Annotated in this window: 21 protein-coding genes; all 21 read left to right on the top strand. The window is 33.1% G+C overall.

Annotation, left to right across the window (positions count from 1 at the left end):
- The first annotated feature begins 9 nt into the window (after positions 1-9).
- Entirely contained in the window at positions 10-360 is a 351-nt protein-coding gene (locus AB1471_RS04555) for a helix-turn-helix domain-containing protein (RefSeq protein WP_367778412.1), read from the top strand.
- A 46-nt stretch (positions 361-406) separates the two neighbouring features.
- Positions 407-1,564 (top strand): glycosyltransferase family 1 protein, encoded by a 1,158-nt coding sequence (locus tag AB1471_RS04550; protein WP_367778411.1) that lies wholly within the window; start codon positions 407-409, stop codon positions 1,562-1,564.
- A complete protein-coding gene (locus AB1471_RS04545) occupies positions 1,536-2,714 on the top strand; it encodes a glycosyltransferase (RefSeq protein WP_367778410.1) in 1,179 nt (392 codons plus the stop codon). The genes AB1471_RS04550 and AB1471_RS04545 overlap by 29 nt, the downstream gene beginning before the upstream one ends.
- Positions 2,715-2,726: 12 nt before the next feature.
- Positions 2,727-3,782: a glycosyltransferase family 2 protein gene (locus AB1471_RS04540; RefSeq protein WP_367778409.1), complete on the top strand. Its 1,056-nt coding sequence runs from the start codon at positions 2,727-2,729 to the stop codon at positions 3,780-3,782.
- Positions 3,779-4,963 carry a CDP-glycerol glycerophosphotransferase family protein gene (locus tag AB1471_RS04535; protein ID WP_367778408.1) on the top strand — a complete coding sequence of 395 codons (1,185 nt, stop codon included), beginning with the start codon at positions 3,779-3,781 and terminating at the stop codon, positions 4,961-4,963. The genes AB1471_RS04540 and AB1471_RS04535 overlap by 4 nt, the downstream gene beginning before the upstream one ends.
- Positions 4,950-5,366 carry an FAD synthase family protein gene (locus AB1471_RS04530; RefSeq protein ID WP_367778407.1) on the top strand — a complete coding sequence of 139 codons (417 nt, stop codon included), beginning with the start codon at positions 4,950-4,952 and terminating at the stop codon, positions 5,364-5,366. Before AB1471_RS04535 ends, AB1471_RS04530 begins: the two co-directional genes overlap by 14 nt.
- A gap of 21 nt (positions 5,367-5,387) precedes the next feature.
- Positions 5,388-6,359 carry a glycosyltransferase family 2 protein gene (locus AB1471_RS04525; protein WP_367778406.1) on the top strand — a complete coding sequence of 324 codons (972 nt, stop codon included), beginning with the start codon at positions 5,388-5,390 and terminating at the stop codon, positions 6,357-6,359.
- A gap of 210 nt (positions 6,360-6,569) precedes the next feature.
- Positions 6,570-8,381, top strand: coding sequence for an ABC transporter ATP-binding protein (locus AB1471_RS04520; RefSeq protein ID WP_367778405.1), 1,812 nt, complete (start codon positions 6,570-6,572; stop codon positions 8,379-8,381).
- A 1-nt stretch (position 8,382) separates the two neighbouring features.
- Positions 8,383-9,561 (top strand): phosphotransferase, encoded by a 1,179-nt coding sequence (locus AB1471_RS04515; RefSeq protein WP_367778404.1) that lies wholly within the window; start codon positions 8,383-8,385, stop codon positions 9,559-9,561.
- Positions 9,562-9,651: 90 nt separating this feature from the next.
- Complete coding sequence (locus AB1471_RS04510) at positions 9,652-10,833, top strand: phosphotransferase (RefSeq protein ID WP_367778403.1); 1,182 nt, start codon at positions 9,652-9,654, stop codon at positions 10,831-10,833.
- 82 nt (positions 10,834-10,915) lie between these two features.
- Complete coding sequence (locus AB1471_RS04505; protein ID WP_367778402.1) at positions 10,916-11,932, top strand: polysaccharide pyruvyl transferase family protein; 1,017 nt, start codon at positions 10,916-10,918, stop codon at positions 11,930-11,932.
- Complete coding sequence (locus AB1471_RS04500) at positions 11,929-13,194, top strand: peptidase (RefSeq protein WP_367778401.1); 1,266 nt, start codon at positions 11,929-11,931, stop codon at positions 13,192-13,194. Before AB1471_RS04505 ends, AB1471_RS04500 begins: the two co-directional genes overlap by 4 nt.
- A gap of 15 nt (positions 13,195-13,209) precedes the next feature.
- Positions 13,210-14,730, top strand: a complete 1,521-nt coding sequence (locus AB1471_RS04495) for a lipopolysaccharide biosynthesis protein (RefSeq protein WP_367778400.1) — start codon at positions 13,210-13,212, stop codon at positions 14,728-14,730.
- 139 nt (positions 14,731-14,869) lie between these two features.
- Complete coding sequence (locus AB1471_RS04490; RefSeq protein WP_367778399.1) at positions 14,870-16,921, top strand: hypothetical protein; 2,052 nt, start codon at positions 14,870-14,872, stop codon at positions 16,919-16,921.
- Between the two features lie 4 nt (positions 16,922-16,925).
- A complete protein-coding gene (locus AB1471_RS04485) occupies positions 16,926-17,621 on the top strand; it encodes an HAD family hydrolase (RefSeq protein WP_367778398.1) in 696 nt (231 codons plus the stop codon).
- Positions 17,611-18,705 (top strand): class II aldolase/adducin family protein, encoded by a 1,095-nt coding sequence (locus AB1471_RS04480; protein ID WP_367778397.1) that lies wholly within the window; start codon positions 17,611-17,613, stop codon positions 18,703-18,705. Before AB1471_RS04485 ends, AB1471_RS04480 begins: the two co-directional genes overlap by 11 nt.
- Before the next feature lie 23 nt (positions 18,706-18,728).
- Positions 18,729-20,048, top strand: a complete 1,320-nt coding sequence (locus AB1471_RS04475; protein ID WP_367778396.1) for an NTP transferase domain-containing protein — start codon at positions 18,729-18,731, stop codon at positions 20,046-20,048.
- A gap of 131 nt (positions 20,049-20,179) precedes the next feature.
- A complete protein-coding gene (locus AB1471_RS04470; protein ID WP_367778395.1) occupies positions 20,180-20,353 on the top strand; it encodes a hypothetical protein in 174 nt (57 codons plus the stop codon).
- Positions 20,350-20,748, top strand: coding sequence for a GtrA family protein (locus AB1471_RS04465; protein WP_367778394.1), 399 nt, complete (start codon positions 20,350-20,352; stop codon positions 20,746-20,748). The genes AB1471_RS04470 and AB1471_RS04465 overlap by 4 nt, the downstream gene beginning before the upstream one ends.
- Positions 20,745-21,452 (top strand): glycosyltransferase family 2 protein, encoded by a 708-nt coding sequence (locus AB1471_RS04460; RefSeq protein WP_367778393.1) that lies wholly within the window; start codon positions 20,745-20,747, stop codon positions 21,450-21,452. Before AB1471_RS04465 ends, AB1471_RS04460 begins: the two co-directional genes overlap by 4 nt.
- Positions 21,452-22,042: a phosphatidylinositol-specific phospholipase C/glycerophosphodiester phosphodiesterase family protein gene (locus AB1471_RS04455; RefSeq protein WP_367778392.1), complete on the top strand. Its 591-nt coding sequence runs from the start codon at positions 21,452-21,454 to the stop codon at positions 22,040-22,042. The genes AB1471_RS04460 and AB1471_RS04455 overlap by 1 nt, the downstream gene beginning before the upstream one ends.
- Positions 22,043-22,044 lie beyond the last annotated feature (2 nt).

Raw genomic sequence — 22,044 nt, 5'->3', positions numbered from 1 at the left:
GGATTGCATATGATCGGAAAAAATATTGTAAAAATAAGAAAAGAAAAAGGTCTTACCTTATCGGAACTAGCTGAAAAAGCAGACGTGTCCAAATCGTATCTAAGCAATATTGAAAGACACATCAAACAAAATCCATCCATACAAGTGATGGAGAAGATTGCTACTGTACTTGATGTGGATTTGAATACTTTACTCGAGGAATCATCACCTGAAAACAACAATAAATCGAAAGTTCAGGAATGGAATCATTTTTTAAACGAACTTAAAGCAAGCGGTATTAACCAAGAACAACTTCGAGAGTATCGAAGTGTCCTTGAATTTATTAAATGGAAAAATAATCAGAATAAAGGATTGGACTAACGATTGATGGTGTTATCAAACATGAAAATGGTTGAGGGTGAGAAAAATGAACCAGACAAAACCAGTTAAAGTATTACAAGTAGTAGGCGCAATGAATCGAGCAGGAACAGAAACAATGCTGATGAATGTATACCGAGGAATAGACAAAAACAAAATTCAATTCGATTTTGTCTCCTACAGCAAAGAAGAATCACACTATGATGATGAAATTAAAAGCTACGGTGGAAAGATTATTAAGCTTTCAAATACATGGTCAATAAAAGAAATGGTCGGAAAGATTAACATGCATGGACCGTATGATGCAGTACATTCTCATACACTTTTTAATTGTGGAATTGCAAATACAGCAGCACAAATAGCAGGTGTGAAAATAAGAATTGCTCATGCTCATACAACGAATGATTCCAGTGATTCGCTTATTAGAAAAATCTATCTAAAGTGTATGAGGAAAATGATTCTACACAGTTCAACCCATCTATTAGCGTGCAGTAAGGGCGCGGGTCACTATTTGTTTGGTGAAAAAGGAGTGCAGAACGAGAATTATTCCTACTTTCCAAATGCAATCGATTACTCCCCCTTCTTGCAACAGGATAATAATTCGGAGGCAAGAAAATTCAAAATGCAATGTGGCTTTGGGAACAACTTAGTGATTGGCCACATTGGGAGGTTTATTAAAGCAAAAAATCACTTATTTTTGTTGAGGATCATGCAATGCTTACTAGAAAAAGATCCTTCGGTCAAGTTGTTATTAGTAGGAGAAGGAGAAGAAAAAAAGCGAATTATTAATGAAGTGAAAAAGGTTGGACTAGAGAAAAACGTTGTATTTGCTGGTATTCGAACAGACATCCCAGTCATGCTTCAATGCATGGATGCCTTTGTATTTCCATCCATTTATGAAGGGTTAGGTTTGGTCCTGCTAGAGGCGCAAGCAAGTGGGATGCCGTGTATCGTTTCTGAAGCGATTCAACCAGAAGCAGATTTGGAACTTGGTCTGATTTCAAAACAATCCCTTGATGAGCATCCAAGGATCTGGGCAAACCGAATAATGGAAGTGGTGGGGAAGAAAGAAAAGGATTTTTTAAAAATAACACGTGCGTTTGAAGAAAAAAACTACGCTGTTTCAGTTTCAATTGCAAAATTGATGTCATTATACTCAGCAACTTCTGGAGGTACCGATGAAAACTATACTGATCGCCTCATTTGATATGGAGGTTGGAGGAGTCGAGAGAAGTTTAATTAGTATGCTAACTAATTTTGATTATTCCAATTATCGAATTGATTTGATGTTGTACAGTCATACAGGTGATTTTTTGAATCTATTGCCTGAGAAATCCACATTGCTTAAGGAGAATAAAACGTATAAAACCTTTCGCATGTCTATCAAACAAACGATAAAATCAGGTCATCTTCCAATCGCTCTTGCTAGAATTTTAGCAAAGTATAAAGCAAATCAAGATCAGTCTTCAGAATCTGGTTATAAACAAATGCAATACATGTGGAAATACGCAAGTCCATTTTTGCCAAAAATGAAAAAAGAATATGATGTAGCGATTAGCTATTTATGGCCTCATGATTTGATAGCGAAAAAAGTAAAAGCGAAAACCAAGGTTGCCTGGATTCATACAGATTTTTCAACCGTTGAGACGGATCAGAAAGTCGATATGAAAGTTTGGGATCACTTTCATCACATCATCGCTGTTTCTGACGATTGTAAAAAAGCATTTGTTTCAAAATATCCGTCACTTACAAACAAAGTCCATGTCATTGAAAACATTACGTCACCTGAATTAGTCACGACTCTAGCTGAAGAAAAAGTAAACCACCCCATGATGAGTGATGCTAGATTCAAGCTAGTAACCGTCGCAAGACTTTCGCATGCAAAAGGGATTGATCAGGCAGTCGGAGCAATTAAAAAGCTGAAAGACTGTGGCTATCACGACATAGCATGGTATGTCGTCGGGTATGGTGGTGATGAGAACATGATAAGACAATTAATTAAGGAGTATCAACTGGAAAAGCAATTTTACCTTATAGGAAAAAAAACAAACCCCTATCCCTATATCAAAGCAGCTGATTTATACGTTCAACCTTCTCGTTATGAAGGAAAAGCCGTTACGGTTAGTGAAGCTCAAATATTATCAAAACCGGTTCTCATTACCAACTATCCAACTGCTAAAAGTCAGGTAGTCGAAGGATTTGATGGTACGATCTGCGAGCTATCTGTTGAAGGAATTGCAGAAGGCATTGAACGACTTTATCACGATGGTGAACTGAGAGAACGATTGGCGCAAAACTGCGAAGAAAAAAATCATGCAAATGATCATGAACTTGAAAAATTATATCAACTATCTTAGGAGGAGCAATGAATGTTACAAGAAAATAGAGTAAGCGTTATTGTTCCGATTTACAAGGTAGAAAAGTATTTAGACAGATGTATAAAAAGCATATTGAATCAAAGCTATGAAAATTTAGAAATTATACTTGTCGATGATGGTTCACCTGATAGATGTGGGAAAATAGCTGATCACTATAAAACCACTGACTCTCGTGTAAAGGTGATTCATAAAGAAAACGGTGGGCTGTCCGAAGCAAGAAATTATGGAATGAAGGAGGTCACTGGAGAGTATGTGACATATGTTGATAGCGATGATTGGATCGATGAAAAAATGATTGAAACGATGATGAATACGCTCAATGAATATGAAGCAGATAGTGTTCAATCAAGTTTTTATTATGCATATGAACGGCATAATCTTTATGATCATCGTTATTATTCAAGGGAGGATTCACCCGTTATTTTAAATAATCAATCGCTCATTCGGGAATTGGTCATTAATGAACGGATAAAAAGTTTTGCGTGGGGTAAGCTTTTTAAAACAAAACTGATCAGAGATATTCCTTTTCGAAAAGGCGTATTATTCGAAGATGTTTATTGGGCACATGAAGTGATGCGGAAAGTGGAAAAATTTGTTCTTATTCACGACCCGTTATACAACTATTTTCAGCGCGATGACAGTATTGTTGCCAATTATTCGCTAAGAAATCTTGACCAAATTAAAGGATTAAAAGAAAGACATGTATTCATCACTGAAAATTACAATAATCTTACAGAAGAATCTCACAAAGCCATTTTAAAATCTTGTTTAATTCATTATAAATTGCTTCTTTTAAATCGAAGGAAAGATAAAAGCGGTGTCCATCGAAAAGAGGTTCAACAGTATATTAAAAAAAACTATTCTAGATTTAAAAAAGCAGTGAAAGATGATAAGGAGCTTACTCAGCAATTAACGTTATTTTATTATCACCCATATATGAATTTGCTTTACTTGGGAGTTAAAAAAGGTCTTCGTAAAACAAAATTAATCGCTCAACCAGTGGGACTTCAAAAAATTAGAAAGAGCGAAGGGGTTGTCATCAAGTGAAAGGAAAAGCTCGAGTAAAAGAAATTATCTCTATTCTATTAATCTATATTTTTAATTGTTTCCCAGTTAAAAATAACAAAATATTTTTATTTAGTTATTATGGTAGTCAGTACGGGTGTAATCCAAAATCGATATCGGAATACATCACTCAGCATGATTTAGAAAAAAAATACGATGTCGTTTGGGCGTTAAATGACAGTCAACAATCCAAACAATTACGTCGTGTTAGAACAGTAAAAACGATGTCTTTAAGATACTTTTACGAGCTTTGCACATCAAAAATTGTGATAACGAATTTTCGAACGACATCCCATTATGTGAAAAGAAAAAATCAATATTACATTCAAACGTGGCACAGTTCGTTGCGATTAAAGCAAATCGAAAAAGATGCTGAGAACTCACTGTCGAAACAGTATATAAAAATGGCGAAAAAAGATTCTCAGAAATGCGATCTGTTGTTATCGGGCTGTAAATACAGTACGAGAATTTTTAAGCGCTCTTTTTGGTATACAGGTGAAATTTTTGAATACGGTACACCGAGGAACGATGTCCTATTTAAAAATAATAAACAAAGAAAAGATGAAATTATAAAAAATCTAGGTCTCAACCCTAGTAAAAATATTATTTTGTACGCACCAACTTTCAGAAAAAATAATAGCATAGGTGTTTATGATTTAGACTTTAAAAAAATAAAAGAGAAATTAAATAAAAAGTTTGGAGGGGAGTGGGTGTTTTTAGTCAAGCTACACCCCCACCTTCTGGATATGTCAAATCAACTAATTCATGATAACCAAGTGAAGGATGTAACATCCTATGACGACATCCAAGAGTTACTCCTAATTGCGGATGTGTTAATTTCGGATTATTCATCATTAATATTTGATTTCTCGTTAACAGGTCGCCCGTGCTTTTTATATGTTCCGGATTTTAAAGAATATACGAGCAGTGAACGACAGTTATATTTCGAGTTATCAGAGCTGCCATTTATAACGGCAACAAGCAACGTTGATTTGGAGGGAAAAATAATTGAATTTGATGAAAAAAAATACAAATCAAATGTAAACGAATTTTTGGATGGAATCGGTTCATTTGAAGAAGGGCTGGCATGCAAAAAATTGATGGAACGGATTGCTGCCATTTGCTTTGAACAACAAAGGAGTGAAATGAATGAAGCAATTTAAAGTGGGGTATACAACAGGAGTTTTTGACTTGTTTCATGTAGGTCATTTGAATATTTTAAAAAATGCCAAAGAGCAGTGTGAGTACCTCATCGTTGGAGTGAGCACAGATGAGCTCGTTATGGAATATAAAAATAAGCTTCCAGTAATTTCACATGCAGACAGAATGGAAATTGTTGAGGGAATCAAATACGTAGACCAAGTTGTACCGCAATTTAGTAGAGATAAGTTTTTTGCTTGGGAACGTTTACATTTCAACGTCATGTTTGTTGGTGATGATTGGAAAGGAAATGCTCTTTTTGATGAAGTTGAAAAGAAGTTTAATCATGTCGGGGTAGAGGTTGTTTATTTTCCGTATACAAAGAATGTTTCATCGACACTTGTGAAAGAGAGAATAAAATTATAAAGAAATGGGATTGGTGGCTCTATGAAACCAATAATAAGCATTATTGTACCAGTATATAATGTGGAAAATCACCTTAGAAAATGTCTTGATAGTCTACTCGCACAAACATTAACAAATTTTGAGGTCATTGTAGTTAATGATGGGTCAACAGATAGAAGTGGCAAGATATGTGATGAATATTCAGTGAAGGATATGCGAATTAAAGTCATTCAAAAAGAAAATGGTGGTTTAAGCTCTGCAAGAAATGTAGGAATAAAGGCAGCCGAAGGGCAATATATAGGTTTTGTTGATGGAGATGATCGAATTGACGTAAATATGTATGAAAATCTTTATAGACAAAGTATTGATACTAAAAGTGATATCTCTGTTTGTACTCTAGGAAGAGAAATAGATGGAACACTAGTTAATGAAGAGAAAGAGAAATTAGTAAAAGAAATGGATAATGTGGAAGCTATGAGAGAACTTTTTAAAGGGGATTTATATAGATTTTCTGTATGTAATAAACTATTTAAAAAGCACTGTTTTGAAAATGTTCAATTTCCTGAAGGGCGAATTCATGAGGATCTATCCACAACGTACAGACTTTTTGCTAATTCTAATAAAACCGTATTTAACAACCATATTGGATATATTTATGTGAAAAGAAAAGACAGTATTCTAACATCACAATTCTCCGAAAAAAGATTAGATTCATTTACTGGGTGGAATGAAATCCTTTTGTTTATGAATAAGAAATACCCACAACTATATAGTGAAATTTTAGCGGCATTTACTTTTTGGTGCGTGGATAATATGTATTACATTATTAATCAAGTTGAGACGAAAGAAAAAAAGAGAGAATATTTGAACGTAATTCAAAAAAATGTGAAAAAGAATTATATAAGTATCATGAAAAACTATGATTTGTCATTAAAATATAAATATTTAATAACGTTGATAAATTACAATGTTGATTTAATGCTGTTCATGAATAAACTAAAAAAACTAATGTAAAAGTTTTGCGGTGAATGTATTAGATATATAGTTTTCCATACTTTTCCTAAAATATGATTACAGACATCGTCTATGAAAAAAGTGTATTTTTTAATCTAAATAAAATATTTCACCTCAAATTTTAGTCGGGTTCTCTTTTTTAGCAGTAGGTATGTATAAATATAATTCGGAAAATTTTAAATTTAATAACGAGTTGAGGGAGTGACTAATTTGAGAGAAACATCGAAGAAGGTGTTAATGCTCTTTAATAAAAAAGAAAAGAAAAAATTAGCTTATTTGTTTATCATGATGATTTTTGCTGCGTTATTAGAAACAGCCGGGATTGGCTTAATTGTTCCCCTTGTTGGATTGCTAATGACACCAGAGAGTATAAACGAACAAGCCTTTTTATCTGCTATATACAAAGGATTAGATTTCCAATCAACCACAGCGTTTATCGTATTTGCAGTAATGGCATTGCTTGCTGTGTTTATCATAAAAAATGTATATCTTTTTATATTTAGTTATGCTCAGCTCAGGTTAATTTTAAATCAACAAGTAAAGCTCTCACGAAATTTATTTAAATCCTATCTAACGAAGCCTTATACATTTCATTTACAGCGCAATACTGCTAACTTGCTGAGAAATATAAATAGTGAAGTTCCGAAAGTTCTTCAGGGTATCGTAATGGCAAGCTTTCAACTGTTAACCGAAGTTTTGGTGATTCTGTGTATTTTGCTGTTACTGCTGTATACTGCCCCCTTAGCAACCCTTACCGCTTCAATTTTATTAGGGTGTAGTGTTTCTATTTTCTTTTTAATCTTCAGGAAGAAAATTAGTACTTTAGGAAAAGAACAGCAAAAAGTAAACGGTGGCATGATTAAATGGGTGAACCAAGGGCTGGGTGCAAGTAAAGAGGTAAAGGTGTCTGGGAAAGAAAGCTTTTTTATTAACGCTTATGCGAAGAAAAGCCAAGTCATGGCGAGCAATAGTCGATATATGGGAATGCTCCAGCAAGTACCAAGACTTTTTATCGAGACCCTTTTGGTTTCTACCGTTCTTCTAACGATGCTGATAACTGTTTTCCAAGGAAAAAATACAACCGAACTTGTCGCAACAATGGCACTTTTTTCTATGGCAGCTTTTCGCTTAATGCCTTCTATCACACGCGTTGTGGCCCTTATAACAACCATTCGATATAGTCAGCCGGCACTAAATGTGATTTATGAAGATTTGTATAGAATGGAAGAGAGTATGATAACTAGAAATCTTGGTCAAGAGCAGGGCGCTGCTTTTAATAATGATGGAAAGAAAGTATTTAACCAATCAATTGACCTAAATCATGTGTCCTTTCGTTATCCAAATCAAGAGGAGATGACTATTAAAGATGTTAGTCTAACGATACCGATCGGACAATCTGTCGCTTTTATAGGAGAATCAGGAGCTGGAAAAACAACGTTGGTTGATATTATTCTCGGTCTATTACATCCCGAAAATGGAGAAATATTAATTGATGGAGACAGTCTTAATGATAAGAAAACGCTCTGGCAGCAAAAGATTGGGTATATCCCTCAATTCATTTTCTTATCAGATGATACAATCCGAAGAAATGTGGGTTTTGGGCTTGAAGAGCATCAGATTGATGATAAAGCCATATGGGCAGCATTAGAACGAGCGCAACTAAAAGAATTTGTTAAGTCCCTTCCAGATCAACTTGATACCTCTGTTGGAGAAAGAGGTGTAAGACTTTCAGGTGGGCAAAGGCAAAGAATTGGCATTGCGCGCGCCTTATACCATAAGCCTGAAATATTGTTTATGGATGAAGCGACTTCAGCTCTTGATAATGAAACGGAAAAAGAAATTATGAAAGCAATTGATGGATTGAAGGGTGAGAAGACCTTAATTATTATTGCTCACCGTCTCAGTACGATTGAAAATTGTGACATTGTTTTCAAAATGAACAATGGAGAGCTAGAGACTAAACAGGATAAAAACAAGAAAATTATATCTGATCTAAACAAGTATAAGGATCAGGGGGCATAGGATGGGACAGGAGAATAGTTATATTCTTGTAGATAATTATTTATACGTAAATAGGCGTATAAGCTTGATTACATTGTATTTACTGTTATTTTTTAAAGCCAAGCCATTTGAGTATTTTGAACAGCCGACTAAATTTAACGTGATTAATGCATCTAAATTGCCAGTAATTAGAGCGATTAGAGTGTTTAAATTCGTATGGTTGTTTCAGATACAAAAGAAGGTCGAAAAAAAATCAACATTTCTAGACATTCATTGCTACGGGCATTGTGCTTTACTTTTGGCAGAGAAGGAATGTAAGGTATTCGATTTACAAAAAGAAATGGTTTATACGATCTACCCACCCTCGCGTTCAGAGTCGTATATAAGAAAAAAATTAGAACAAGTAAAAATGGCTGGAGAATTGATGGTTGGACCGAAATATATTTCGGCAAATATAAAAGAAAGAATAGTAGTTGAAGAATATATAAACGCTTACAGACTTAACTATTCCGTTTGTGATTCAACAGATCTATTTCCATTATTGAAAAAAATGGTTGCTGTTCGTGGTCAAAGGGAAGTTAACCTCTTGGAATATTTGAAGGATAGGCGAGCTACAATCACCTCTTTACTAAATGAAAAAATAATGTGTGATATCTCTTCAGAAGAAAATATGTTAGTGATTGAAGAATTTAAAGATCAAATAAGTACATGTATACAACAAATATATAAAGGAGAAAGTGTTTATTTATGTTTATCTCATGGTGATTTGTGGCATGGAAATCTGTTAAAGGATCAAACTCGGATTCGTGTAATTGATTGGAATACATTAGATGTTCGAAACTGCTATTATGATTTCTTTTTTATGTCATTTGTGGCTGCTAAAAAAGAAAATATTTTTGTACATTTAACCTCAGAAAATAGTGTGTTGCTTCTAGATCGAATCAATCAACACTTTTTGTTGATGCAGTCAAACTTATCGGATGTGATTGAGCCTTTATATAGAAACAAAACGGATGCAAATCTACAAAGATATATATTTTACCTCGAATTCATTGAGCTAAAGTTACAACTAATAAAAAAGGGTCATATAAATTATATTAATGGTTTGCTGAATTGGATAGAGCGATTTACATCTTTTGAAAAAAACGTAGGAGCTATTCTTTTTAGTAATGTTCATGATGAAGGCAATATGGCGAAATGAAAAGATCAACTAAGTTTTTATTGACTTAGATAATGCTTGTTCTGAAGGAGATGTGAAATCGAGGGAATTTATATTAAGGAGACTGATACGGTGAATAATAAAATCTATAAATATATTCTTATCGACAATTCAATCTATATAAATACAGAACAAGGTGTTATCGATCTATTTATAAATTTGTATAATATGAAGCCGTTCTCATTTTTCGGAAGAACAACTAGAAGTGAGGTATTCAACCGTTTGCCTGCATTCATAATAAGAGGTTTACGAGTTCTTCAGTTCATTTATGAATTTCATAAAAAAAGATTAAATGGAAGTTCAAATCGAGTAATTACTTCTCATTTTTTTGGGGGGGTTATGTTAGAGCTTCGTCAAGGAGGGTATAAAATTTTTAATTTAAAAAAGCAGGAAGTAATGACAGTCTTCCCGAAACAGATGCCCCTTTTAGAAATTGAAGAAAGAATACGTACTACAAGAGAAGCAGCTCGGTGTTCGTTAGCTCCAAAAGTAATTAAGTGGAGTGTCGCTGAGAGATATTTAACAGAAGAATATATTAATTTAAAGTCACCTTTGTATTCTTTTGATAACCGGGAAAAGTTATGTTCTGAGGTGTTCCCTATACTTGAAAATATTTTATTAACTACTGAACCTGAAGTATTACCTTTCGAAACATACACCAGAGATAAAGTTATTCATTTAGAACTTTTAATTAACAGACTGCAAAGTACGACGAATGAAACGATTAGTAATGTAGAAAAAGTAAAGGGGTTTATTTCCTTGTTGAAAATGAGACTTCAAGAATACTCTCGTCAAAAGGAGATCGTATTGACATTTTCACATGGAGATTTTTGTGAAGGGAATATCCTCATTGCGAATCAATCTTCACGTGTCATTGATTGGAATACACTTGGTAGTAGAAGTTTCTATTTTGATTTTTACCATATGATGTTTAAGGTTGGGCGTTACGAAAACATGGATCAACAAGAAATAGCTAGGTATAGAGAAGAATTAGAAGCAGGTGTTGAGCTGTTTTATACTAAATTAAGGGAAAATGCGAATTTTCATTCTCTACACGAGGTTAATGAATTAAATAGTTTTGCTGTTTATCGTTATTTATTTTATATAGAGCTAATTATTCTTAAATTACAATTTACTGGGTTTAGTGATGATGAAAAAATAACAAGGTTGATGAAATGGATAAGAAGGATTGAGGTTTTTGAAAAAGTGGATGCTGAATCGTATGGTCAAATAGGTAAATCCATCGCTAATTAATTTGTTCTCTATAATGAATTTTACCAGTTGCTTTTACTATCTCAATATTTTTGATAATACAAAACTGGGAGGTTTTATCTTAATGGATAATGTTTTATTACTTGATACATCAGTGGGTTCCCTTAATAAAGGTGACGATATAATCATGAAATGTGTTCGGTATCATTTAGAGGATATCACCAAAAATGACTATATACTAACTTTGCCAACTCACGTTTCCCCTTTTCATTGGTATCAGGTAATGAGAAGGTCGAATAGAGTGAAGGTCTATAGCGAGGCCAAACATAAATTTGTAGGGGGTTCAAATTTACTAACAATGGATATGTTAACTCATTTCCCACAATGGAATATTAATATCTTTAATTGTGGCCCTTTAAAGGGAAGTATATTGTGCGGTGTTGGTGCAGGGAAAGGCAATAAGATAAACGGTTATACAAAAATGCTTTATAAAAAAGTTTTGTCGCATGATTATATTCATAGTGTCAGAGATGAAAGAACAAAAAAGATATTAGAAGAAATGGGATTTAAAGCGTTAAATACAGGTTGCGCATCATTGTGGACACTCACTCCAGAATTTTGCAAGGAGATCCCAACACATAAAGCCGATTCAGTCATTTTAACATTGACACATCATACTAGAGACAATAAATACGATCAACTATTAATAGATGTCTTAAACGAAAATTATAAAAATATCTATTTTTGGATTCAGGATAAGAAGGATCTAAATTACTTTAAAACTTTTGATAATATACAGGATATTAAAATTGTCCCACCTACAGTAGAAGCTTTTGAGAAAGTACTTAATAAACATATTGATTACATTGGAACTCGTTTACACGGTGGAATACTTGCAATGCGACACAAAAAACGAACAATTATTATTGGTATAGATGAGAGAGCTCGTGGAATGAGTGAAACATATAACATTAATCAAGTTGATAGAAATGAGTTAAGTGATCTAGAAAAGACCATTAATTCAACCATTGTAACAGATGTAAATATAAATTTTGATCGTATAAATACTTGGTTAAATCAATTTATACATCAACAAAAGAGTGAATCAGATAAAGTAACTAAAACAAGGGACATAATATGAAAGGTATAACTTTAAATAAAATCGTTGTTAAAGGTAAAAGGGTGGACTACTTTTTTAGTGTTAATGGAAATGTTCAAAAGTACTTTAAAAAAAGCAATCATTTGTTTTTTGAATACAATTATGATGTTTCTAATCTGCCAATTAGCATTTTAACTATTCCATTTGTAGCGAATATCGCACCACTTGTTTGGATTACAGACTGTCAACTAAGTGTAGAGGAATTGGATCAGTCATTCCATGAGTGCCTTCTCAATATAAGAGAAGCTTATCAAATGATGTATCCAGGTGTTCAGTTTCAGGGAGAAGTACTAGCATCAAGTATTGTTAATAACTCATATACTTCAGAGTACGAAGCAGCACAATTGTTCAGTGGAGGTCTTGATGCACTGGCTACATTTATTAGAATAAAAGACAAACAGCCATTATTAATTACTGAATATGGGTGGCATAAAGAAGATATAAAAGAAAGTGATGTATGGAACCAAGACAAAAAACATGTGGTTGATTTTGCAAAAAATTATGGGTTGGACAATATTCTTATCCATTCTAACTATGGAACGTTTATGAACGCACAAGTGATTGACCGTGATTTTCTAAAAAAATTGGGCGATTCTTGGTGGCACGGATTACATCACAGTTTGGCAATTATATCTGCGGCTATCCCTATTGCTTTCAAGCTAAAGGTAGAATGCATTTATATAGCTAGTTCATATTTTGAGGGATATAAAGCAAAATGTGCATCGGATCCAACCATTGACAATGAGATAAAATTTGCCTCGGGTAGAGTATTTCATGATGGATATGACATTCATAGGCAAGAAAAAGTTAAAGTTGTCGTTGATTACTCCTTAAATAATAATCAACATATCAATCTAAGAGTATGCTTTTTAAATGAGGAAAATTGTTGTAACTGTGAAAAATGCGTTAGAACAATTATAGGTATTGTAGCTGAGGGTGAAGACCCGCGGAAATTCGGCTTTAATATTTCTGACAACCTCTCACTTCACATAAAAGATTTCTTAAAAGATAATGTTAAATTTTTCACACCTGCAAGAGTCATGCAGTGGAACTTATCCAAAAAAAGAATGATAAAAAATCGTGACAATATCTTTAATAAGGACTTATTAGATTGGTTTTTGGATTATGATTTTGTCGTTGAGCGAAGAAAGTCATTACTTAAATATAGAATCACTAAATTTTTACCTATCGTAAAAAGGAAGATTAGTACAAGAGTAAATCGCATATTTGAAACAAATAATTAAAGTGGAAAGGTTACTATGAGAATTCAAAATTCATTAAAGAATATGTTTTTTGGTCTATCTGGTCAAATTATTAGCCTAGCGATGGGTATGGTAGTTCGTACTGTTTTTATTTACACACTCGGAATAGAGTATTTGGGTGTAGATGGACTGTTTACAAGTATATTCTTGATGTTATCGTTAGCAAATTTAGGTTTTGATACAGCGATGATTTTTAGTTTATATAAACCATTAGCTGAAAGCGATACTTACAAAATACAGGCTCTGATGAATTTATATAAAAAGGCTTATAGGATAATAGGGGGAGTAGTATTATTAATCGGTTTATCATTATTCCCATTTCTATCTTATTTAATGAATGGTGAAACAAAGATAGATAATATAAATACTATCTATCTTTTATTTTTACTGCAATCAGTACTTTCTTATTATTTTGTGTATAAGCAGTCAATTATTATTGCTGATCAGCGGAACCATATTATTTCTAAGATACACAGTATTTTTATCATTATATCTAACCTCATCATAATCATTGCGTTGGTGACGATAGGGAACTATGTATTAGTACTTTCAATACAAGTCGCCTTTAGAATTATTGAAAATGTTTATATTGCAAAGAAAGCAGACAAATTGTATCCATTTTTAAAAGAAAGTAATAACGCAAGCTTAACTAAACCAGAAAGGAAAAATTTTTATGAGAATTTATATTCTCTTTTTTTATACAAAATTAGTGGAGTTGTAATAAATGGAACTGACAATATTATCATTGCTATATTTGCAGGAATTACATGGGTAGGGATCTACTCGAATTATTTACTGATAATTACCACAATTACTACTTTTGTGGGTTATATTTTCTATTCCATTACTGCTAGTGTTGGAAATTTAAATGTGAACGCAGGCAAAGAAGAAAACTATTTTATATTTCGTGTCATGAACTTTGCGAATTTTTGGGTGTACGGTTTTTGTGCCATTTGTCTTTGGATATTAATAAATCCCTTCATTTCAATTTGGTTAGGTGAACAATATCTTTTGAACATGTTAATTGTCTTTGCGATAATTTTAAATTTTTATACTGCTGGAATGCAAAATGCTACTACAACTTTTAGAGAAACTACGGGTTTATTTAAGAAAGGAAAATACAGACCTATTATTGCTGCCATTATAAATATTGGGATCTCGATTACTCTCACCCAAGCAATAGGAATAGTAGGTGTATTTTTGGGAACCGTTATTAGCAGGCTGTGTGTATATTTTTGGTACGACCCGTACGTTATATTTAAGTATGTGTTTCACAAGTCGGTTAAGTCCCATTTCACTCGTTATATGTGGTTTACTTTGTTGGTTATTGTTACTGCAATAATATGTGAATTTGTTGTAAGTCTTTACAGTAATAATATGTTAATAAATTTCATCTATAGGTTGGGCGTATGTTTAATTATCCCTAATATTATTTTTTTTATGGTATTTAGAAAGTCCAAAGAATTCATATATTTATTAAATATAGTTAAACAGATAGTTAATAAAAAGACGATTTAAATTATTATCATGGGTACAAACCTTACAAATACCTTGCCTTTCAGTTCAATTGAGTACAAATAGCTACACCTTAAAGAAAGTACTAGTTTAGTGTTGACATATCACTTTAACAAAGGAGTATTTATCTGGAGGGGGATTTATGAATAAGCTTAAATTTAAAGATCTTTTAAGGAGTAAGTGGTTTATTTTTATTACTATAATAAAAATAATAACTATTTATGTATGGATGCCTAAAGAGATTATTGATTCGATTATCCCTTTTATATCACACTTTTTATCTACTCTTGAAAACCCATGGCAATTTTTTTACGAAAACAATGAAGATCTCAATACTTTTCCATATCCGTCCGGAATGCTGTACATCTTGTCAGCTTTCTTGCTCCCTATTAAGCTAATTTCAGTAATTCCTGAACAAATTCAAGTCTTTTTAATACAGTTACCAACGCTATTGGCAGATATTTTTATCTATTATTTCTTGTTGAGAAAATTTCCAACGAAACAAAAGTATGTAACGTTCATTTATTATGGTTCCCCTATTATATTTCTAGCTAGTTATATTTACCCCAATCATGATTTAATCGCCATTGCAGCTTTATTTATTTCAGTATTTTACCTGATTAGAAAAAAACTTTTATTAGCAGGAGTGCTTTTTGGAATAGCGCTATCAATAAAAATGCCAGTTTTTTTTGCATTACCATTACTACTAATTTACTTAATTAAATCTCATAACAAAATAGACGTTTTAAAATATAGCATAGTTGTTTTTCTTAGTTGGTCAGTTTTAGTAAGTCCTTTTCTCTTTTCAAAGGGGTATCAGATGTTAGTCTTCAATAATGAAGACCAATTTAAAATGTTTAAGTTTTATTTTGAAATAGATTATCTCAAAATTTATATTGCACCATTGTTTATTGCCTTAATGTACATTCATTTTTTAAGATTTGAAAAAATAAATGTTGATCTATTATTTACCTATCTTGGCATGCTTTATTTTGCATTTGTGCTTTTTATTCCACCAATGCCACATTGGTATGCCTGGTCCTTTGTATTTGCATCGGTATTTTTTATAAATACATTTGAGAATAAGCACAATATGTACCAATATTTATTGCTAACTATCGCTTACATGGGCTATTTTACTCTTTTTTATCCAAGCACAAACCATACAATACAGTCTATGGCAAATGTTCATGTAGATTATTATGAAAACTTTTTAGCGAATGTAGTTTTCACCCTGTTCCAAGGTATTTTATTATTTTTAATTTGGATATTTTATAGATATGGAATTATAAGTAATTCGATATATAAGATTAATTTGAAGCCAACTGTCATTGGAATAGGAGGAGATAGTGGAGCTGGTAAAACCACATTAACGAAAGGGTTAATGAAATTGTTCGGGACGGAGAGGTTGTTAATTGTAGAAGGAGATGGCGACCATAAATGGGAGCGGGGACATGATAAATGGAGTGAATTTACTCATTTGAATCCGAAAGCAAATTTCTTACATGAACAAGCATCAACACTAGAGAAATTAAAAAATGGAAATTCTGCTCAAAGAGTAGAATATGACCATAAGAATGGAAAATTTACTAGTCCAAAAAAAATCGACCCAAATGACTTTATTGTTATGTGTGGCTTACACCCTTTATTGTTGTCCAAAACTAGAAAAATTGTAGACCTCAAGATTTATGTTGATACTGATGAAAAATTACGTAGACATTGGAAAATTATTAGAGACTGTGGTGAACGTGGCTATACTTTAGAGAAGGTTAAGAGACAGATTGAATCTAGAATGGCAGATGCCAAGAAATATATTTACCCACAAAAGGAATTTGCAGACTTAATTATTAGGCAATTTACTGAAGAGGATTTTAGTGTGGGGGATCCAAGTGAGAATCCATTAATTAAGTTAAAACTTACTTGTGATGCCAATTTATTCTTAGAAAAGATTATAAATAAAATGGATGACTATAAGATCAACTATATTCATGATTATGACAATAACCTAAAGCATCAAATTCTTATTTTGGAATCCCCGATAGGTAAGGGGCTAGTAAATGAAATCGCCAATAGCTGTATTAAAAACTTAAACGAAGTTACCCGAGGGCAAATCATTGAGTGGAGCGATGGATATGATGCATTTATACAACTTATTTTACTACTATGTATAAGTGAGAAAATGAAGGGAGAATAGCTACATGAGCTATAAGGGGATTTTATTAGATCTTGACGATACGCTTTATAACTATGAATTTGCTCATAAAAAGGGAATTGATAAAGCTTTTAGACATGCATCAGGGATCTTAAATAAAAATAGAGATGACATTGAGATAATGTTTTTGAAAGCAAAAGAATCTGTCAAATTAGAGTTAAATGAATCAGCAGCTTCTCATAATCGAATGCTCTACTTTCAACGTATGTTTGAAAATTTCAATGTAAATGCTCAACTACATGCTTTAGAAACATATGAATTGTATTGGGCTTCTTTTCTAAAGTCTATGCATTTTTATAATGGGGCGAAAGAATTTCTGGAATTTAATCAAGACATTCCGATTTGTCTAGTAACTGACTTAACTGCTCACATTCAACATCGGAAGTTAGAAAGACTCGGGGTTCAAACTTATATTAACTTTATGGTAAGTAGTGAAGAAGCAGGGAAGGAAAAGCCGCATCCATATATATTTATGAGCGCTTTAAACAAATTAGGGCTACATGCAAAAGATGTCATTATGATTGGAGATAACTTAAAAAAGGATATTATCGGTGCAAGTTCATTAGGGATTAAATCTTTCTGGTTAAATCACTACCAGAAAGAAACGCCCAATCACTTCAAGCATTCTGAAACCATTGTTGACTTTCTGCAACTAAAGGAGAGGCTAAGTTATGTTTATTGATGAAGAAATACAGAAGAATTTTATAACTATATCAAAATTTGCTGGAGAGCGCTACGACCTTATTCAGGCAGGAGGGGGCAATTCTTCAGCTAAATTAGAAGAGGGTAAGATGTTAATTAAAGCATCTGGCCATTTACTATCAGATGTAGGTGTGAATAACGGGTATGTTTTAGTGGATATAGAAGAGGTATTAGCGATATTCGAGGATTCTTCAATAATCAGAGAAAAAAATAAAAGGAAAAGGGAAGATCAAGCAGCTGTTCTGATGAAGAAATCAATTGTTCAATCAGATGGTAGGAATAGACCATCTATCGAGACGTTCTTACACGCAATATTATACAAATATACACTTCATACACACCCAATAGCCGTTAATATGCTCACATGTAAAAATGGTTGGGAAGAACAGTTGAAGGACTTATTCCCGAAAGCTTTGTTTGTACAATATAAAACACCAGGAATCGATCTTGCATTAGAACTTAGAAAAGAGTGTGCGATCTATCAAAAACAAATAGGTCGACTACCAAAAATTATTTTTTTGCAAAACCATGGGTTAATTATTAGCTCAGATGATCCTATAGAAATTTTCACTTTAACGAACAAGGTGATCTTTGTAATTGAAAATGCTCTAGGTGTTGATTTAAAAAGATACAAACTAACGAATGAATTAACAACTATTATGAGTGAATTAGGAAATAACCAAGTGATTTCATACTTATCAGAAGACTCCTATCTAACTAAGAAATTACTACTTGGTAATCGTTCGTTATTAAATCAACTTCCTTTATGTCCTGATACACTGGTCTACTGTGGTTATCGCGCTGTTGAAGTGGTAGATGATATCGAAGTACACAAAATAGAAGAATACTATGATATGTATCGTCAATTTCCAAAAGTAGTCGTGTATAAAGGCTGCTTATTTTTTGTATCTAATACAATTAAAAAAGCTAAAGAGGCAGAAGAGGTATTTAAGGGTCATATTATGACGCTTGAACATATGGTCGGACAAGGAGACTCGTTGCCACTAAATGAATTAAGGTATTTGGACAATTGGGAAGCTGAAAAATTTAGACAAGGAGTTTAGCAGACTATAGGGGAGGGAATGGTATGAAAATAGTAATACCAATGTCTGGTAGAGGGAATCGCTTTTTACAGGCTGGTTACAAAGATCCTAAGCCATTAATTGAGGTTGATGGAATGCCAATGATTGAACATGTGGTCAATATGTTTCCTGGAGAAACTGATTTTTTGTTTATCTGTAGTCGTGACCACCTTGAAACTACTAATATGAAAGAAGTTTTAACACGAATTGCTCCGTTGGGGAAAATTGTTGGAATTGACCCTCATAAGAAAGGACCGGTATTTGCAGTATCCAAGGTATTGCAAGAATTAGGTGATAGTGACGAAGTCATTGTAAACTATTGTGATTTTTCCTGCTATTGGGATTACAGAGACTTTCTGAAGAATACTCGGGAACGAAATGCAGATGGGGCAATACCCGCATATAAAGGTTTTCATCCACATATGCTAGGAAGTACAAACTATGCCTTTATGCGTGAAGACAATCTATGGTTGCAAGAAATAAAGGAAAAAGAGCCATTCACTGATAATAGAATGGAAGAATATGCTTCTAGTGGGACCTATTACTTTAAAAAAGGATCTTACGTAAAAAAATATTTTACAGAGCTAATGGAAAAAGGTATTCATTTAAATGATGAGTATTATGTAAGTTTGACCTATAACTTACTACAAAAGGAAGGTTTAAAAACGAACATCTACGAGATACAGCACATGCTCCAGTGGGGCACCCCAGAAGATGTTGAAGAATATAATCGCTGGTCCTCATACTTTCAGGATGTAGTTCAGAAAAGAACCCAACTGAGCTTGCCATATCATACAACAACGATGATTCCTTTAGCAGGAGCAGGAAGCAGGTTTTCTAAAGCTGGATATAAGGATCCAAAACCTTTAATTCCAGTCTCGGGTAAGCCAATGGTAATTCAGGCAAGTGAGTACCTACCCAAATCAGCACATCGGATATTTATATGTCTAGAGGAACACTTACATCGCTATGAATTAGAAAAATGTATTACTTCATTTTATGAAAAGACAGAAATTCTCTCGATAAAACAACTAACAGAAGGGCAAGCGAAAACATGTGAGATAGGGCTTGAGAATATCAATCTTGAAGATTCTCTACTTATTTCCGCTTGTGACAATGGCGTGTTATGGAACCAAGAACAATACGATCAATTAATGCGTGACAAGGATGTAGATGCAATCGTATGGACGTTTAGAAATCATGTTTCAAGTAAGAGAAATCCAGAAATGTATGGATGGGCCAAAATAGATTCAAAGCAGAATGTAACCTCTGTATCAGTAAAAAACCAATTAGTGAGGACCCGTTTCATGACCATGCGATCGTAGGAACTTTTTTCTATCGAAAAGCAAAGTATTTCAAGGAAAGTATTGAAAGCCTATTTTTGAAAAACAAAAGGGTTAATGGAGAGTTTTATGTTGATAGTACTATTAATGAGTTAATCAAAATGGGGTTGAATGTGAAAGTTTTTGAGGTTGATCATTATATTTGTTGGGGAACGCCTAATGATTTGAAAACATTCGAATACTGGCAAAGCTTTTTCCATAAATGTAATTGGCATCCTTACACTTTGGACAAAGATCCATATTTGGATAAAGGTAAAATAAAAGAATTAGCTGAAACATATCGATGAAACAAGTCAGTTTACAGGAGAAACATAAAGTTGATACACAAATTAAGCGTTTCATGATAGCCGGTTTTTCCGCGGTTACCATGGATACTCTCGTATATTTTTTGTTAGTACAACTCTACTCGCCATCATTATCTAAGGTACTCTCATTTTTGTGCGGAACACTTGTTGCTTATCTTTTAAATAAATTCTGGACATTCAAAAAAAATTCCCATTCCTTAAGTGAAGTTTTAAAGTTTATTATTTTATATACTTCGACTCTGGTAGTAAATGTAAGTGTTAATGCTTTATGTCTGATTTATATAAGTTCTGCCAAACCCATTGCATTTGTAATTGCAACAGGTGCAAGTACAATTTTAAATTTTACTGGACAGAAATGGTGGGTGTTCAAAAAATGAAAAAATATTCGATCGTCATACCTTGCTATAATGAAGAGAAAAATATTCCTTTAATTCTAGACAAATTTCAAAAAGTTATCAATAGGGATGATATTGAAATTCTCTTGATAAACAATGGCTCACAAGATCAAAGTAAAAAAGTCCTAAATGAGTTAGTTCCCCAGTATCCTTTTGCTGAAGCAGTGGAGGTTGAAGTGAATCGGGGCTATGGATTTGGCATTTTATACGGACTAAATCAGGCTAAAGGTGACTATTTAGGTTGGACGCATGCCGATATGCAGACGGATCCGATTGATGTGATAAAGGCTATTGAAATAATTCAAAATAATCATTCTCCAACAGACATTTTTGTTAAAGGAAGTCGTAAAAACAGACCTTTAGTTGACCAGTTCTTTACAGGTGGAATGAGCATGTTCGAAAGTGTTTATTTACGAGAAAAGTTACAAGATATCAACGCCCAACCAAACATATTTCACAGGAGCTTTTTGCTTGAATGGGAAAATCCCCCTTATGACTTTTCTCTCGATTTATATGCGCTCTATATGGCTAAAAAAAGAGGGTTAAATATTCACAGATTTAATGTTATATTTCCCGACAGGATTCACGGTCAATCAAGTTGGAATACTGGGATTGCTGCCAAGGCGAAATTTATTAAACGTACATTACATTTTAGTAGTAGGTTAAAAAAGGAGCTGGGGAAATAATGAATTTTATTGCACATAGGATAAACACCATTGAAGAACTGAAAAATATTCCATTGAATTATGGCGTTGAAATTGATTTGCGAGATTTAGGTGAAAGGCTGATTTTGCAACATGATCCTTTCAAAGATGGAGAGGATTTTGAAGAGTATTTAAAACATTATCACCATGGAACAATGATAGTAAATATTAAAAGTGAAAGAATTGAGCATAAGGTATTGGAATTGCTTAAGCTTTATAACATCACGGATTACTTCTTCTTAGATTCTTCCTTCCCAATGATTCATTTATTATCAAAAAATGGTAAACCTAATATCGCTCTAAGGTTTTCGGAGTTCGAAGGATTAGAGACAATTCTTGCTATGGAAGGTAAAGTTAAATGGGTTTGGATTGATTGTTTTACTAAACTGCCGATAACCAAAGAAAATTGCACTACATTAAAGAATGCAGGGTTTAAGTTATGTTTGGTTTCACCAGAGTTACAAGGTAGGCCTGAAGATATTATGCCTTATAAGCAATATATAAATGAAAAAGATATTATGTTAGATGCTATATGTACAAAAAGTATTAATATTAATGCTTGGAGATCCTGACT

This window comes from Jeotgalibacillus marinus, assembly GCF_040801915.1.
In the GTDB taxonomy this organism is placed as follows: domain Bacteria; phylum Bacillota; class Bacilli; order Bacillales; family Jeotgalibacillaceae; genus Jeotgalibacillus; species Jeotgalibacillus marinus.
Note: the sequence above shows the minus strand (reverse complement) of the source record. Positions and strands in the feature narration are given on the sequence as shown.